General features: G+C 50.2%; 14 protein-coding genes. 5 read left to right on the forward strand and 9 right to left on the reverse strand.

The window, feature by feature from the left end:
- Window positions 1-241: 241 nt before the first annotated feature.
- The 6 genes from CRP01_RS39330 to CRP01_RS39360 all read right to left on the reverse strand — a co-directional run bounded on the left by CRP01_RS39330 (window position 242) and on the right by CRP01_RS39360 (window position 5,979).
- The gene (locus CRP01_RS39330) at window positions 242-1,123 is read right to left on the reverse strand and encodes an OmpA family protein (RefSeq protein WP_099155596.1); all 882 of its coding nucleotides are present in this window, start codon (window positions 1,121-1,123) and stop codon (window positions 242-244) included.
- Window positions 1,124-1,136: 13 nt separating this feature from the next.
- Complete coding sequence (locus CRP01_RS39335) at window positions 1,137-2,045, reverse strand: hypothetical protein (RefSeq protein ID WP_099155597.1); 909 nt, start codon at window positions 2,043-2,045, stop codon at window positions 1,137-1,139.
- A 483-nt stretch (window positions 2,046-2,528) separates the two neighbouring features.
- Window positions 2,529-3,152 (reverse strand): C40 family peptidase, encoded by a 624-nt coding sequence (locus CRP01_RS39345; RefSeq protein ID WP_099155599.1) that lies wholly within the window; start codon window positions 3,150-3,152, stop codon window positions 2,529-2,531.
- A gap of 284 nt (window positions 3,153-3,436) precedes the next feature.
- A complete protein-coding gene (locus tag CRP01_RS39350) occupies window positions 3,437-4,216 on the reverse strand; it encodes an amidohydrolase (protein ID WP_233752837.1) in 780 nt (259 codons plus the stop codon).
- Window positions 4,217-4,334: 118 nt separating this feature from the next.
- The gene (locus tag CRP01_RS39355) at window positions 4,335-4,922 is read right to left on the reverse strand and encodes a 50S ribosomal protein L25 (RefSeq protein ID WP_099155600.1); all 588 of its coding nucleotides are present in this window, start codon (window positions 4,920-4,922) and stop codon (window positions 4,335-4,337) included.
- 115 nt (window positions 4,923-5,037) lie between these two features.
- Window positions 5,038-5,979 (reverse strand): ribose-phosphate pyrophosphokinase, encoded by a 942-nt coding sequence (locus tag CRP01_RS39360; protein WP_099155601.1) that lies wholly within the window; start codon window positions 5,977-5,979, stop codon window positions 5,038-5,040.
- 208 nt (window positions 5,980-6,187) lie between these two features.
- On the opposite strand from CRP01_RS39360, the gene CRP01_RS39365 reads away from it, so the two are divergent.
- The 3 genes from CRP01_RS39365 (at window position 6,188) to nadA (ending at window position 9,058) form a co-directional block, all read left to right on the forward strand.
- On the forward strand, window positions 6,188-6,760 hold the full coding sequence (locus tag CRP01_RS39365) for an NfeD family protein (RefSeq protein ID WP_143473740.1): 573 nt from the start codon (window positions 6,188-6,190) through the stop codon (window positions 6,758-6,760).
- A gap of 69 nt (window positions 6,761-6,829) precedes the next feature.
- The gene (locus CRP01_RS39370; protein WP_222845933.1) at window positions 6,830-7,843 is read left to right on the forward strand and encodes an ADP-ribosylglycohydrolase family protein; all 1,014 of its coding nucleotides are present in this window, start codon (window positions 6,830-6,832) and stop codon (window positions 7,841-7,843) included.
- Window positions 7,844-8,053: 210 nt separating this feature from the next.
- Window positions 8,054-9,058, forward strand: coding sequence for a quinolinate synthase NadA (gene nadA, locus CRP01_RS39375; RefSeq protein ID WP_099155604.1), 1,005 nt, complete (start codon window positions 8,054-8,056; stop codon window positions 9,056-9,058).
- Between the two features lie 78 nt (window positions 9,059-9,136).
- Here nadA and CRP01_RS39380 read toward each other — a convergent pair whose 3' ends face one another.
- The 3 genes from CRP01_RS39380 to CRP01_RS39390 form a co-directional block, all read right to left on the reverse strand.
- The gene (locus CRP01_RS39380; protein WP_099155605.1) at window positions 9,137-10,426 is read right to left on the reverse strand and encodes a Gfo/Idh/MocA family protein; all 1,290 of its coding nucleotides are present in this window, start codon (window positions 10,424-10,426) and stop codon (window positions 9,137-9,139) included.
- Between the two features lie 289 nt (window positions 10,427-10,715).
- Window positions 10,716-11,348, reverse strand: coding sequence for a hypothetical protein (locus CRP01_RS39385; RefSeq protein WP_099155606.1), 633 nt, complete (start codon window positions 11,346-11,348; stop codon window positions 10,716-10,718).
- Between the two features lie 535 nt (window positions 11,349-11,883).
- Window positions 11,884-12,714 (reverse strand): AraC family transcriptional regulator, encoded by an 831-nt coding sequence (locus CRP01_RS39390; RefSeq protein WP_099155607.1) that lies wholly within the window; start codon window positions 12,712-12,714, stop codon window positions 11,884-11,886.
- Window positions 12,715-12,892: 178 nt separating this feature from the next.
- Between CRP01_RS39390 and CRP01_RS39395 the strand changes: the two genes are divergently transcribed.
- Entirely contained in the window at window positions 12,893-14,113 is a 1,221-nt protein-coding gene (locus tag CRP01_RS39395; RefSeq protein ID WP_099155608.1) for a nucleotide disphospho-sugar-binding domain-containing protein, read from the forward strand.
- 113 nt (window positions 14,114-14,226) lie between these two features.
- Window positions 14,227-15,180 (forward strand): class I SAM-dependent methyltransferase, encoded by a 954-nt coding sequence (locus CRP01_RS39400; protein WP_099155609.1) that lies wholly within the window; start codon window positions 14,227-14,229, stop codon window positions 15,178-15,180.
- The last annotated feature ends 186 nt before the right edge of the window (window positions 15,181-15,366 follow it).

Here is a 15,366-nt window from a genome sequence, read left to right on the forward strand (position 1 = left end):
TTTGAAAACCTCTCACTGGGTTACAAAACGCGGCTTTTGCCGCCACTTTGCACCTATTTTTAACTCCGTAGCTGGGCTATGCAGTGAAAAATAGCTTTCAATTTACGCCAAAATCCGGGTTTTTCTCCGGCAGCAGAAGTTTTCAAACAGCCTCTTAGTGCATATTTCGTCTGCAATAATACGAAATACTACTTAACAAAACAACAAAATGTTTTTATTGGCAGCAAACAAAAAAATGTATTTACTTATCAATCTCCCGCTTGATCTCCCGGGCCAGGTCGTTGCCGCTTCCGGTAAGTACGAGTTCGATCCGGCGGTTGGCGGCCCGCCCTTCGGAAGTTTCGTTGGACGTGCGGGGAGCGAACTCCCCCTTACCTGCCGGTAAGATGCGGTTAGCTCCCACGTCAAATTCATCGATCAGCAATTTTGCCACATTGCCGGCCCGCAACAGGCAGTAGTCCCAGTTGTCCAGGCTTTTGCGGGCTACATCGCGATTGTCCGTATGGCCCACCACCTGAATGTACAGGCTGGGGTATTTGGAAAGGATCGCGCTTACCGCCTGCAGGGCGTCAATGCCCTGCTGTTCGAAACGGCTGGTACTACCCGGGCGAAATACCATATTCTCGTTCATCACCACCACGACTTCCCCGCCGCGTTGATCCACCGCGTAGAGGGTGGAATCGAACGTCTGCAGCGCAATCGAGATCTCCCTGGCGATCGCCTCCTGGGCATTTTCCCAGCGATTGATGGTTCCTTTGACCTCGGCCAGTCGCTGTTCCAGCGCACTGATCTCATTGGACTTGCGGGAGATCTCACTGTTCAGTGATTGCTCCTGGTTGGAAGCTTTGCTCCCGATATTTTCCACTTCCGCCTGCAGGCGGTCGATACGTTCCTGCAGTTTATCCTGAGTGGCGAGCAGTGCCTGGTTGCCCCCCCGGCTCTCGGCCAGATCCATCGTTAACTTGTCTTTTTCCGCCCGCAGGTTAGTCAGCTGGGTTTCCAGTTCACTGACCTTGGCCTGGTGCTCTGCATTCAGGTTGCCGACTGTTTCTTTGAATTTCTTACTACTTACGCAGGAGCTCAGTACCAGGCCCCCGACAAAGAGAAAAATAAGTGTTCTCATGACTTTCTATCATTTACTGCAGGCGGAAACTGGCCGCACCCAACAATCCTACATCCGTATACACTGAAGCCCGGTAAAAACCGCGATCCAGTTTTTCGGATAACTCGTGGGTAAAGGACAAACGCTGATTGTCACCCACATTAACCTCCTTAGCTTCCTGGGCGATCAGATCCATACGTTGGCCACCGACTACAGACTGGGCCTGGAGCGGATTCTCCGATGAGATCGGCACCCCGTTCTCATTGGTGATCACCAGATAGAGTGGGCGGGTACCCTGGTATTCGGTCGGTACGTTGGTGAGATCAAAAGTAACCTTGATCCGACGGGTACGACCGGATCTGGCGGTAGCTTTGCTCGATCTCCGTTCGGCCTCTACCTGGAAAGCGGTAGCTTTGAAGTTGGCCAGCGTCAGCCGCTTCAGTTCGTCCTGGATGGTATTGTTCATTTTATTCAGTGCCTCATTATCCGCCCGTACCTGGGTGAGATCGGCTTCCAATCGACCGGTGAGGTTTTTCAGCGAATCGTTCTCTTCCTGGATCGCATAGATCGTTTCTTCCAGTGCGGCTTTGGTGGCCAGTAACTCCTGGATCTCCGCCCGCAGCCCGTTCACCTGGCTGGTGTTCTGATTCCGGGAAGAGCGCAGCTGAGCGTCCTTCTGGGATAACCGGCTTTCTACCTCGGCCAGTGAACCTTCCAGAGCGGTGTTCTCTTCAGCCAGTGATTCGTAGGCTACCCGCAGGCTATCCACTTCCTCGGCGAGATCCTCCTTCAGGACCTGCAGATCGTTCAGACTGCTGTTCAGTGCTTCATTTTGTTCGGCCAGTGCCTGGCGTTCTTTCTGCTGTCCTAATCCCCACCATCCGGCCAGTAAGAACAATAGTGCTAAAATAGCGGCTATGATGATCAAGCCTCTTGATTTCATACAAACTTTGTTTTAAAGTTGGTCCGCAAAGAGAGTGTTTAAAACAACCTCTAAGACCAACCCAATTGCTAATATTGGTTGTCCTGTTTTCGTTCGTTGAGCGCTAAAATTAATCAATTTAGGCGCAAGCAGGAAACGAATTATCATAAGACTAATAATCTCTATCCCGGTCACAAAAAAAGTCGTACACCACAAACATGGTATACGACTTTAGCAGCTTTTAGTTTTGGATTAAAACCCAGAACTTTTTATTAGTTCTAAAAAGCTATATATTTGAGCAGTTTAATAATGCTTCAATATCTATCTATGCCCTTTGCTGTTAGCTCAGTGGGGCATAGATTTTTTGAAGCCAATTGTTAGAACAGAGTAAGACCATTTTGGTTTGTAATACTCCGAATATTTTCCCCTTCGGTCAAAGTTCCTTCCTCAATTCCAGGTTCCCACAGAAGTCATTCGCTCCGGTAGCTCCTCCTGGAAGAGCGTTCATAAGACATCGCGGGCAGTGGAAATTTTAGGACTCCAATATTTGGAAACCGATATGTTATCGATCACTACCCCGCGGGAAGTGCTATGGATCACTTTGAGCCCGTCCCGGTCATTGGACACCACCATGGCGACGTGAAAGACCGCTCCATTTTTTGATCGGCGGAAAAAGATCAGATCCCCGCTTTTAGCTTCCGATATCTTGATCTTTTTGCCCTGATTTTCCTGGGCTCGCGAGCTTGGTGACAGATCCACATCAAAGTTGTCCATCACGTAGTGCGTAAAACCGGAGCAGTCGAAACCCGTACGGGGACTCCGGCCTGCGTATTTGTATTTGGTGCCCAATTGCTCCTTGGCGTAGACCACGATATCCTGCCGCAGACGCGCTTCCCGGTCGGACACCTTTGTGGATTTTCCGGTGTTGGAAGGAGTGGTAGTTGTCGGTCTGGTTGTCGTTGTCGTCCTCGTTCTGGGACTGGAACCTGACGAGGTTTTGCCGCCATTGCGCGTAGTGGCCGTGGTGCCGTCCGGCTCCGTCGTGAGATACCGAATAACATCACACTGGGTAAATAGCAACAGACAGGCAAGCAGGGGCAGCGTGGAACGTAGAAAGTTTCCGGACATATCTAATGGTTTGGTAGATGGCTATTCCAACCGGATACACGTACTCCGGGCAAGGGTGAATAGTCTCTGAGAACTTATAATCGGTTTATAACAAGAGAATAACGAGGAGCGAAAAAATAAAATTATTATTAGCTAAAAATTTCATATTTCCTTAAGATATAGCAATATAAACCTTTCCATCTGCACGGTCAAGACACCTTATTTCCGGGCCAGGCATGAAGTTGTACTCTGACAACTACTCCCGGCTAATCCCCTCGTCAACCTATGCACTTTTTTTCCATTTTTCAAACGATGCTGAAATCATCCCGGTCGGCCAGGAATGCAAAGCGCTGTCGGAATTCCAGCTGAGCAGAATAGGACAAGTCCGTTGTAAAGCAATCCTCTATATGGGATGCCCGGTACAGTACCCGCCCTTCAAAATCCACCAGGCAGGAGTCTCCGGAATAGTAATGGCCTTTGCCGTCGGTACCTACCCGATTCACCCCAATGGTGTATACCTGGTTTTCGATCGCTCTGGCCGTCAGCAGACTTTTCCAGGCAGCCGAACGCTTTGCGGGGAAATTGGCCACGTAAAGCAACAGATCGTAAGCTTCCGTATTACGGCTCCAGACGGGAAACCGCAGGTCATAACAAATAAGCGGACAAACTTTCCAGCCCATTAACTCCACGATCAGTTTTTCCGCTCCCGCCGTATAGGTTAGGTGCTCATCCGCCAGCGTAAAAAGATGCCGTTTGTCGTACGTATGGTAGTTGCCGTCCGGTTGCATCCAGACCAGGCGGTTGAAAAAATGATCGTTCTCTACGGCGATAAAACTTCCGGTGACAACAGCTTCGGAAGCTGCTGCCCATTTACTGAGATGCTGCAAAGTAGCGCTGTCCATGGGTTCGGCCAGAGCCGCAGCATTCATACTAAACCCGGTTGTAAACATTTCCGGGAGTACGATCAGGTCGCTGGTGTTTCCGATCGCGGCGATTTTTTCATCGAACATCCGGAGATTGGCCGGTTTATCTTCCCAGTGCAGGTCGGCCTGCAGTTGCGTAACGCGGATTTTTTCAGTAGGCATTTTCGAAAGCATTGATCACCGGACGAAAATAAGAAAAGAGTTACCATTTGACATGATAACTCTTTCCAAAGCTTTATGCATCAAGCCGGACCGCTGCGGGTCCCAACCATACTCTGTCTTACTTAGCCGCTGCCGCTGCTGCCGAAGCCGCACTACGCAGTGCTCTCGGAATTTCAATGGTAGCGATGGGAATACTCGGAGAGTTCATGATCTCTACACCTTCTACGGTTTTGATATCACGTACCCGGATAGATTGCCCAAGTTCCAGTTTGGAAACATCGGCAGTCATCTCGTATACCATGTTCTCAGGAGTGGTCTTGATCTTAACCAGACGCAGGTTTTGCTGCAGTTTACCACCAACTTTTACACCCGGAGCGGAACCGGTGAAGCGGATGGGAACCTGAATTCTAACGGTAGCGCCGTCAGTCAGTTGGAGGAAATCCAGGTGCTGGATCTCATCACTAACCGGATGGAACTGCTTGTCCTTAAGAATGCAACGATAAGCATTGCCGTTTACATTTACTTCGGCAACTTTGAAATCGGAGGTATAGATCAAGGGGCGTACATCTCTTGCAGAAACGGAGAAATGCAACACATCATCACCACCATACATTACGGCGGGCACCAATTCTTCCTTCCGCAGCGCTTTGGTAGCGCTTTTGCTCATTACCTTTCTTTCCTGACCCTCCAGAGTAACTACTTTCATGGCTGATTAGCTTTTGCGAATTACATTTAAATGCGTTTCAGGAACAATGGGTTCCAAAACGGCACGCAAAGATAGGCATTTATTCTAAAAATCAATGCAATAGGTAAAAAAAATATTACCCCTCCACAAAGAGTGCGGAAATTGAACGATGCTCGTGGGTATTTCGGATCGCTCTGGCAAAGAGTTTGGACGTGGGCAAGACCTTGATCTTGGAAGATTCCCGTTTCAGCGGAATGGTATCCGTCACCAGCAGTTCGGTCAGTGGCGACTTCTCTATATTCTCGTAGGCTTTGCCGGAAAGCACCGGGTGCGTACAGAGTGCCCGTACACTTTTAGCCCCTTTTTTCAGAATGATCTCGGCGGCCCGGCAGAGCGTGCCGGCCGTGTCGACCAGGTCATCCACCAGGATGACATCCGCACCGTCTACATCACCGATGACCGTCATGCCCGCCACCTCATTGGCGCGCTTGCGGTACTTATCACAGATCACCAGGTTTTTTTCAAAATGCTTGGCGTAGGTCCGGGCCCTTTTCACTCCGCCTACATCCGGCGAGGCGAAAATGGTATCATCCAGGTTCTGTTCCTGCAGGTAAGGAATATAGATCGCTTCGCTTTTGAGGTGATCCACCGGGATATCGAAGAAACCCTGGATCTGGTCCGCGTGCAGGTCCATGGTCATGATCCGGTTGGCACCGGCAGCCTGCAGCATTTCGGCGATCAGTTTGGCTGAGATCGGCACCCGGGGTTTATCTTTCCGGTCCTGCCGGGCGTAACCGAAATACGGGATCACCGCCGTGATATAGGAGGCCGAAGCCCGGCGGGCGGCGTCCATCATCAGCAAAAGCTCCATGATGTTTTCGGAAGGCGCAAAGGTAGACTGAATGAAGAACACATAGCAACCTCTTACCGACTCGTTGATCACAGGCTGCATTTCGCCGTCACTAAAACGATGTACGCTCAGGTCTCCCAGGGGCTGTTGGTAATAATCAGCGATCTTATCCGCGAGGTATCTGGAATTGGTACCTGAAAACAGTTTGACTTCTTCTAGTCTGGCCATAAATCCTTAAGGGATTGTGTGAAAGTTAGGGCAAAGTTACTATTCTACTTTTGTAATTCTGCACTATGGGCCGGGCAAATCACCGAAGATATTTCAACATTAGCCGAAAAAGTGCCCCCGTTCGTCTATTGCTTGCGGCAGAAGTCCAACAGCCGCTTAATTTTGTTCGTTGAAGTGGCATACATAAATTATTATGAACTTCTTTATAATGACAAATTGGTGGACATCATTGGCCTGGGAGAAACAAGCTTTCTGGAGCCTGGCCATCGTATCCAGCATTCTGCTGGGTATTTTGTTCCTGTCCTCCCTGCTGGATGAAGAAGCCGAAGAACCGGAAACTGCCGCTCAAAAAGGATTTTCCCACTGGATGGACTCCCGTTTTGTGCTGGTCTTTTTTACCGCTCTGGGCTGGGCCGGCTTAGTCGTTTTTCATAACACCAACTCTCTGGATCGCAGCGTGGTCTGGGCTTCCGTATTTGGCCTGGTCATTGCCGTATTGGTCCGCTGGCTCGATATCAGTGGCCGTCGTCTCCGCTCCAAACCAATGCCCAAGATCGGAGATGTCTTGTCTACCGGTGAGGTTCTGCAACCCATTCCTCCCCATCGCAACGGTTTTGGGAAAGTCCAGATCAACGATCGCCGGTCACATTACACCATAGATGCCATCACCGCCGGCCGGGAGATCCCCCGGGGTACTTCCGTCAGAGTAGTAGATGTGATCGATGACCACGTTATCCTGGTGGAGAGCCTGGAGCCACAATATCCCGGTCAGCGCAAATAACCAGCCCGGCTTCCCCTTAAAAAAAGACTACCTTTCCGTTCCTGATTTTTTCCAAAGTAATTTTCAATTATGTTCGAGGATCTGTTCCTGGCTTATGCCATCGGAGATGCTTTTGGAGCCGGTGTTGAGTTTCAGGATCGTGACTGGATCCGGCAGCACGTAGATTTCAGTCGCCTGGTGAATGCCCGCGCTTCCATTCGCGCCGACGTCCCCGACCCCGAAATGTTTACCAGACACTACACTCCCTGGGAATATTCAGATGATACGGAAATGACTATCGGCACGGCTCGGGCGCTGCTATCCGGCCGGCCATTCACGGCCGAACTATTAATAGAATACTGGAGCCGGGAATATCAGTCCGGCGTAGCGACTAAAGGATACGGCCGCAACGGGCACGGTTCCATGCGCTGGGTATACAGCGGCGCCAAAAGTATAGAAGAGGTATGGCGATTTCAGGCCACCCGGGAATATCCCGGCAACGCAGCCCCCATGCGGGCGGTTCCGCTGGGTTTTGCACCCAGCCATCTGATCGACGATTACGCGCTGATCAATGCCGATGCTACCCATCCTCATCCCAAGGCCCGGGCCGCAAATATCCTGGTTGCGCGGGCCTGCCGTTATTTACTGGTCGAAAAGCAGGATCCTGCAAAACTAATCCATAATATACTACCGTTCCTGCAGGAAACGGATCGGGAGACTGCCGATCTATTGCTGCAGATCGATCGCCTACCTCCACCGCATCTCCTGCAACCGCAACATTATACGCTGCTATGCGGGCCGCAACCGATCCGGGAACCGCGCTTCCCGGAAGGTATCCACGGGCTACCGTCTGATGCCATGCTCACCGCCGGCGCCGTGGCATATATGCTGAAACACTTTCGCAATACCTTTTCCGGCCTGCAATTTGCCATCCGGCTGGGAGGCGATGTCGACACCGTTGCCGGGATCGTCACCGGTATCCTGGCCGGACGCTACGGCAGCAGCAGCCTGCCCGGCTTTATGCGCCGGAGTGTAGAGGGCATTCCCCTATTGCGGGAACTGGCCAAAGATTTTGGCAGATGGGTATCCGATAATCAATCCTGAACGACTTGGCAAGACTATGATCCTAAGCCCGGATCTTCACTATGTGGCTCCGCTCCGCAACGACTCCTTTTCGTGACTTTTTGAAAAAATCGACGTCTAAATATCGAATGTTAGTTTAAATGCGAAACTAAGCCAACTTTTTACTTATTTTTGTGTTAATTCGAAAAAGCCCGGGCCGCAAAAGAAACGGTCCACAAAACCAATAATACTATGATGGATCTTGCTGTAGCCAAAAAGAATCTGGAAAAGAACGGGTACCTCGACCTGGAAGTCGATCCTACACTGGATCTTTTCGAGGAGATCGAAAAACTGAAAAAAGAAAAAAATGCCATTATCCTGGCTCACTATTACCAGGAAGCGGATATTCAGGATATAGCGGACTACATCGGAGACAGTCTCGGACTGTCCCAGCAGGCCGCCAGCACGGATGCGGATATGATCGTCTTTGCCGGTGTACACTTTATGGCGGAGACGGCCAAAATGCTGTCACCGGACAAAAAGGTCATTCTACCGGACCTCAAAGCCGGTTGCTCGCTGGCCGATTCCTGTCCGCCGGAGCTTTTCCGCAAATTTAAAGCCAAATATCCCGATCACGTGGTGGTCAGTTATATCAACTGCACCGCAGAGCTCAAGACCCTCACGGATATCTGTTGTACATCTACCAATGCCGTACACATTATCGAAAGTATCCCAAAAGATAAGGAGATCATTTTCGCACCCGATATCAACCTGGGCCGGTACCTGGTGAAAAAAACAGGACGTGATATGGTGCTCTGGAACGGTTCCTGCATGGTACATGAGATCTTTTCCGGCGAAAAGATCACCAAACTGATCGAACGCCATCCGGAGGCCAAATTTATCGCTCACCCGGAATGTGAGGCGCATATTCTGGAAATTGCCGATTTCATCGGTTCAACTACCGGATTACTAAATTATACCAAACGCAGTGACGCAAAAGAATTCATCGTAGCGACGGAGGCCGGTATCATCCACCAGATGCAAAAAGCATCACCGGACAAAACCTTCATCCCGGCGCCACCGAATAATACCTGTGCCTGCAACGAATGCCCGCACATGCGTCGCAATACACTGGAAAAGCTCTATCTCAGTATGAAATACGAGCAGCCGGAGATCATTCTTCCACAGTGGGTGATCGACGAGGGCCGGGCTTCCATTGACCGCATGCTCGAAATTTCTGCGAAAGCCGGGCTTTAGTTGGTAAATCAATGATCTGATGATTTAATGATTTGATGGATTTTCGTCACATCATTGAATCATCAGATCACTGCATCATTAGATAAGTTTCCAGCCTTTTCTGGCTTTGCGTGACAGTAATTTGTTCGCCGCTTTGTCGCCGACAAACTTTTCCTTTTTAGCATTCCATTCCAGTTTTCTACCCAACCGGTAGGAGATTAAGCCCAGGTGCATGGGCAGGGTCATATCCCGGGCGTAGGCCAAATCGGACTCGGGCTGTGTACGCGATTTTACCGCATCCACAAAGTTTTGCTGGTGTCCCGGCGAGCGCGGGATGGTCTTCCCGACTTCCGGAATATCTTCTACCGTCTCTCCATTGATGGTGATCGACCGGGAACCGTAATCGCAAATGAGCGTTCCTTTATCTCCCTCGAAGTAGGCTCCGATGTGCCGGTCGGCCGCTCCGGGCACATCCGGCGGCGTGGAGGTCCAGAAAACTTTAAGTCCCTCAAACTGATAATCGATATCGATCCATTTCGGCGTATCCGCCGTGCCGGCCGCCTCTTCCCCACGGGCCTCGATTCTTTGCAGTCCTTTCGGCTGGATCGCCCACCACACCACATCGGCGATATGGCACCAGAAATCAGCGAATACCCCGCCGGAATAATCCATGAAATAACGATACGTAAAATGGCAGCGCTCGGGGAAATAATCCCGCTCCGGAGCCGGTCCCTGCCACATATCCCAGTTGAGTGTAGCGGGCGGCGCCTGGATTTTTGGCGGTCCGATCATCGGTGGTTCACCGGTTTTCCACAACCTCACGGTATGTACCTTACCGATCGCTCCCGAGCGAATGAGTTCCACGACCCGGTGGTAATTGTCCGTGGCGTGGATCTGGGTACCCAATTGAAAGATCCGATCGTATTTATTCAGGGCTTTGAGCATCTTCTGTCCCTCTTTTACATCGTAAGAGAGCGGTTTCTCTCCGTATACGTCCTTCCCGGCCTGAAACGCCAGCGTGGCGATACTGGCGTGCCAGTGATCCGGCGTAGCGCAGGTAATGGCATCGATATCTTTCCGATCCAGGATATGTCGAAAATCCTCGTAGGTATCAACTTTGCCGTCCGGCTGCTTCTCTTTTAATTTTTTCAGGGTATCTCCCAGATGTTGCTGGTCTACATCGCACAGGGCGACAATTTCCACTTCCGGCAGACTGGCAAACCAGTTCATATGGTTGTTCCCCATACCTCCCAGTCCGATATGAGCTACGCGGAGGCGGTCACTGGCAACCACCTTACCGCTCAGAGCGGGCATGATCATAAAACCGGCGGCGGCGAGTGTTGATCTTTTTATAAATGTTCTCCTGTTGTGCAGTTGGTCCTTTTGCATCGTGATCGTTTTGGTATGAGTATTTTGATAGAGTTGGTATCCGGAAATGAAAAAAGTAAATGATCCATGATAATAGACCCGGGCAGTAGTTTCAAACCCTGATTTTATCGATAAGCGAATGGTGCAATTGAGATGATTTCACCAATTATTCATTTGGGATCAATTAAGGTAGGAGTTTTTTAAAACTAACCAAGTAGGGACCATAAAAAATGGCCCACAGGAAAGATATCCCTGTGGACCAATTTGGCTATTGGGGTTTCATTGAAACCAAATATTCACTCTATTTAACTTATCTTCTACCGGACGCGCCAACTGGGTAGATATCCGGTGTTCCCAGGGAACCGCAGGCTACCGGCAGTGTAGGCCAGTATTCGTCCATTACGGTACCTCCGTGCAGTACGATCTCCCGGTTTTGCAATACTTTCAGACTGCTCACCATTTCTGCGGAAAAAGTACGTTCGTACATCAGATCACCATTTTCATCGGCCATCGGGAAATTTCCTTCCTCGTCGGTCAGGGAAAGTAATACGCCGCCGTAGAAAGGCACGCCTTCTCCTAGATCGATGATCCCATCTTCATTGGTATCGGCACTCTCATCGGGACATACGGCAGGGCGGGTGTTATCCGCAAAACCGTGGATATGTTGTGGGTGCACCATATTGGCCTCCAGGCCGCTCGCCTCCACCATTACGGTCAGGCTGCCATCCGGGTTATCTGCTACCGTTACCGTAGCCATCGCTCCGGACATGTTCAGCATTCCCAGTTCGGCGGTATAGATCTTCGTTTTTGGTCCTTTGTGCGCTCTGGTTACCAGTTCCGCATCGCCGGATGCATCATCTGCAGGTGTAAATTTCTCTTTCTCACAGGCGGTCATCAGGCTGAAGGACACGGCAAAAAGCAATAAAATTCGCAAGGTTTTCATAATAAATTTAGCTGATTTGGTTTGAGCACGGTACCAAGGTTTATTTGTGTTTGGGCAATAAACTTTCATACGACTAACGAACCGTTCCGTTCGGGTCTTCCTGGTCGGTGTATTCAAACTTGGGTTAAAAATTGAGTACCTGTGTTGCAACAACAGCGTAGATGAAGTCCTGGATTGTAATTTGGACTCTGCTACTATATACGGGCGTAAGCCCCTGTATGGATTTCCAATCAGGGAAAAAAATAATATTTAAGAGTATTTTTGGGAATTATTAATCGGGCTGCAAACGCCACTTTTTCGTTTATACTTCAGCTATTTTTCAGTCCGTACCTTACAGGTATGCACTTCAAAATAAGCTTCGTCTAAACAAAAAATTGACCGTTTTCGCCGCAAAGAAAAAATCCCAAACATACTCTAAGGCAAAAACCGGTTTTGTAACTACTCTGGATCTCTCTACACTTAACTGCGAACCGCCGAAGGAGGAACGGTAAGTTAGGAGCAATTTTGGGGAGAATTCATTAGAAGTGAGTGATTGCTAGGCAAGAATATGACCGGGAATGGGTGATTTGTCCCGCTGGTAGACCTTGGGCAGCATCCCCGTAAACTCCTTAAAAGTGCGGGTAAAATGAGCCTGGTCGTAAAAACCCGAAGCGTGCGCCACTTCCGTCAGCGTCTTGTCATCGTGATGGTGAATGGTTTGCAGCCCCTGAAGAAATTTCTTATACCGCCAGTAGATCCCCGGTGAGAGGCCGAACCATTTCATAAACAGGCGGTGGGTCTGGCTGCGGGAATACCCCAGCAGCTTTTCGTACGGCAACTGCCCGACCGGCTCGGTTTGGCTCAACTTTTTTAATACGGACTCCATTTGGATGGCCATTGACACCTCACTATCGGGCTGAAAAAATCGGGACAGCCAGTTTTCTACGATCGCGGCCCGTTGCTCAAAGGTTTTTATTTCGAGTAACTGTTCTTCCAACAGGTGCATGTCGCGGAAGATCAGGCTGCCTTCCAGAGAATTATTCGCCAGCTCTTTGGCGGGAAGACCGAAAAGGGCATAGGTAGCGGCGGGTTGTAATTCCACCCCCAGAAAATGGTAAGATTCAAAATTGAGCGATATGGTATTGGTCTGCAAACCGCCGATAAACCCAAATTCATGTAGTGGATCACCACCAATGGTAGATTGCTCCCCGATGGTGATCATTGGTGGCTGCTGGCCCAGGCGAAAAAACAATCCGTGACAACCGCTGGGAAAAATGGTCTGCCGCTGAAAACTGGTAAGCGGGTCCATTTTATGCTCCCAGATCATGGAGACTAAACCCTCCAGTTTTTTTGGCTTATACGCCCGGAAAAATGCCGTTTCTACCATAAAAAGCAAATTGATGAACAGGTTTTCAAAGATAAATATCTTCCGGGGGGCTTTTGGTTACCTCTGAAGATAAGAAAATATTTTTTTTATATTCACTCTTGGCGCGCTGCACAATTTTCAAAACAATACCGACCTACTTACTCCCTTGCCCTAATTGCCTAAAATCCAAAATTGTACTATGCCTTCTGCAGACCAATACCTATTTGTCATGTGGGATGGAGGTGGAGTGGTGCCACCTATTCTCGCTGTAGCCCGCAAACTCCTGGATTCCGGAAAAACCGTCAGTATCCTGGGGGAGCAAAGTATGCGGGCGGAAGTCGAAGCCGCAGGATGTTCTTTCCATGCGTACCGCTATGCGCCCAATCGTCCGGACCGACTGCCGGAATCTGATCCCTTCCCGGACTGGAACGGAGGCTCGCCCTTCGCCGTACTCAAAAAACTGATGTATGCGCACGCCGGGGCCTACGCCCGGGACGTTATCGAATTGTGCCGGGAAAAACACTTTGATAAAATAGTGGTAGATGGCTTCATCCTGGGCGGCATGGTTGGCGCGGAAGCGGCCAAAAAGCCGTTCCTCGTCGTCTGGCCGGCGATTGACCCCATTCCCCACCCGGGGCGGCCGCCGGATGGTCTGGGCCTCTTACCGGGCAAAACCCTATTCGGAAAGACCCGGAATCGCGCACTGAACTGGCTCTTCAAAAGAATGCTCCGATCGGGGCAAAAAATACTGAATCCACTGCGGGAAAAATACGATCTGCCTCCCCTTCAACATCCGTTTGAAGAATACGAGCAAGCGGAAAAAGTACTCCTGCTGAGCAGTGCGGCTTTTGACTATCCTACCCGTTTGCCGGCAAATACCCAATTCCTGCATCCGCAACTCAAAGACCCGACCTGGGCCCCGCAGACCCAGATAGACATCCAGGGACCTTACGTGCTCGTTAGCCTGGGCAGTACCTTTCAGGACCAGCATGCGCTCTATCAGAAAATAATCGATGTTCTCAGTCAGCTTCCCGTACCGGCGATCGTGACCCTGGGTAATGTATTTGAGCCCGCTTCTTTTCAAGGCTACCCGAATATTCAGATCTACAAAGCAGCCGCTCATCTCGACATTTTACCGGAATGCGGCCTGGTGATCCACCACGGAGGGCATGGCGTTATGATGAAGAGTATTCTGGCCGGCTTGCCCCAACTGGTGATCCCCATTGGCAGGGATCAGTTCGGTAACGCCGCCCGGGTCATTTACCATGGGATCGGCCTGCGGGCCGGCAAGAAAACCTCACCGGCAAAGCTGCTGAAAATGATCAAAACCCTACTTTCCCAGGAGCAGTTTAGTCGCGCAGCGCAGGCCATGAGTCAAAAGATCAAAGCGGAAATGCAGGAGGAAATTCCTATTGATTAATTCATCATTATCTTTTTGACGAATAGCCGTGGGACATTTTCTGATTCACCGTTAAATTTGCGGGGAAAAAGGTCTACATTTCCCCATTGATCTGTTTCAACATAAAGTACGCTATGCCATTACCTGATTTTGAAATATTTGCCAACCGGTTGCGGAAAATGGCCAAACACCACGATAAATGGGCCCGCCGGAAAGGGATTACCTGCTATCGGATCTACGATGCTGACGTACCCGAATTCCCACTGGCCATAGATCGTTACGATTCCTTTTTGCATGTCGCCGAGTACCGCCGCCAACACGGACTGAGTCCCGATGAGTATCAGTTGTGGCGTTCGGGTAGCAAACAGGTGATGCAGGAGGTACTGGAACTGCCGGCCGACCGGATCTTTTTCAAAGAACGGGAGCAAAAAAAGGGTAAGGAACAATACGAAAAGCGGGACGACCGCCAACAGGAATTCACCGTAACGGAAAATGGTCTGAAGTTCATTGTCAATCTGCGGGATTACCTGGACACCGGTCTGTTCCTGGATCACCGGATCACCCGGCAGATGGCGCGCGACCAGGCAGACGGCAAACATACGCTCAACCTTTTTGCCTACACCGGATCCTTCAGCGTTTATATGGCTGCCGGCGGAGCGGCCAGTACCACCACCATTGACCTGAGCAATACCTACCTCGAATGGGCTCGCCGAAATATGGCCCTGAACGGATTTGAGGGGGACGCCCACCAGTACATTCGTGCGGACGTCAAAGGCTGGCTGGCCGAACCGGTCCGACAGTTGTACGATCTCATCATCCTGGATCCGCCGACTTTTTCCAACAGTAAAGCCATGGAGGACATTCTGGATGTTCAACGGGATCACGTGGAATTGATCCAGGCCTGCCTGCAGCGGCTCACTCCGGGCGGTATCCTCTACTTTTCCACCAATTTTCGAAAATTCAAACTGGACGAAGCAGCCCTTTCGAACCTGGCCGAAATTCGGGACCTTTCCGCCGCGACCATCCCACAGGATTTTCGAAACAAAAAGATCCACTACTGCTGGGAATTTAAAAAACCGGAATCCTAAGGAACAGACAGGATATCGTAATTAATTCACTGGTAATAAAAGTCAGCTCCTTGCCCCCAATCTCCTGGTCTCCCAGTCTTCTATATTGCAAACCAAGGAAACCGACCAAAATTTCGTTAAAAGCGATAAATATCCTTTGCGTCAAGCTCAACGAGCTTTCCGTTAAGATGATTCCAACTGATTAGC

Source organism: Flavilitoribacter nigricans DSM 23189 = NBRC 102662 (assembly GCF_002646595.1).
Classification (GTDB): Bacteria; Bacteroidota; Bacteroidia; order Chitinophagales; family Saprospiraceae; genus Flavilitoribacter; species Flavilitoribacter nigricans.

Coding starts and splice junctions, on each gene's coding strand:
- CRP01_RS39350 (WP_233752837.1), bottom strand. CDS start 4,216: ATGCCTACTGAAAAAATCCGCGTTACGCAACTGCAGGCCGACCTGCAC.
- CRP01_RS39330 (WP_099155596.1), bottom strand. CDS start 1,123: ATGAGAACACTTATTTTTCTCTTTGTCGGGGGCCTGGTACTGAGCTCC.
- CRP01_RS39390 (WP_099155607.1), bottom strand. CDS start 12,714: ATGGTAGAAACGGCATTTTTCCGGGCGTATAAGCCAAAAAAACTGGAG.
- CRP01_RS39400 (WP_099155609.1), top strand. CDS start 14,227: ATGCCATTACCTGATTTTGAAATATTTGCCAACCGGTTGCGGAAAATG.
- CRP01_RS39395 (WP_099155608.1), top strand. CDS start 12,893: ATGCCTTCTGCAGACCAATACCTATTTGTCATGTGGGATGGAGGTGGA.
- nadA (WP_099155604.1), top strand. CDS start 8,054: ATGATGGATCTTGCTGTAGCCAAAAAGAATCTGGAAAAGAACGGGTAC.
- CRP01_RS39360 (WP_099155601.1), bottom strand. CDS start 5,979: ATGGCCAGACTAGAAGAAGTCAAACTGTTTTCAGGTACCAATTCCAGA.
- CRP01_RS39335 (WP_099155597.1), bottom strand. CDS start 2,045: ATGAAATCAAGAGGCTTGATCATCATAGCCGCTATTTTAGCACTATTG.
- CRP01_RS39345 (WP_099155599.1), bottom strand. CDS start 3,152: ATGTCCGGAAACTTTCTACGTTCCACGCTGCCCCTGCTTGCCTGTCTG.
- CRP01_RS39370 (WP_222845933.1), top strand. CDS start 6,830: ATGTTCGAGGATCTGTTCCTGGCTTATGCCATCGGAGATGCTTTTGGA.
- CRP01_RS39365 (WP_143473740.1), top strand. CDS start 6,188: ATGACAAATTGGTGGACATCATTGGCCTGGGAGAAACAAGCTTTCTGG.
- CRP01_RS39355 (WP_099155600.1), bottom strand. CDS start 4,922: ATGAAAGTAGTTACTCTGGAGGGTCAGGAAAGAAAGGTAATGAGCAAA.
- CRP01_RS39385 (WP_099155606.1), bottom strand. CDS start 11,348: ATGAAAACCTTGCGAATTTTATTGCTTTTTGCCGTGTCCTTCAGCCTG.
- CRP01_RS39380 (WP_099155605.1), bottom strand. CDS start 10,426: ATGCAAAAGGACCAACTGCACAACAGGAGAACATTTATAAAAAGATCA.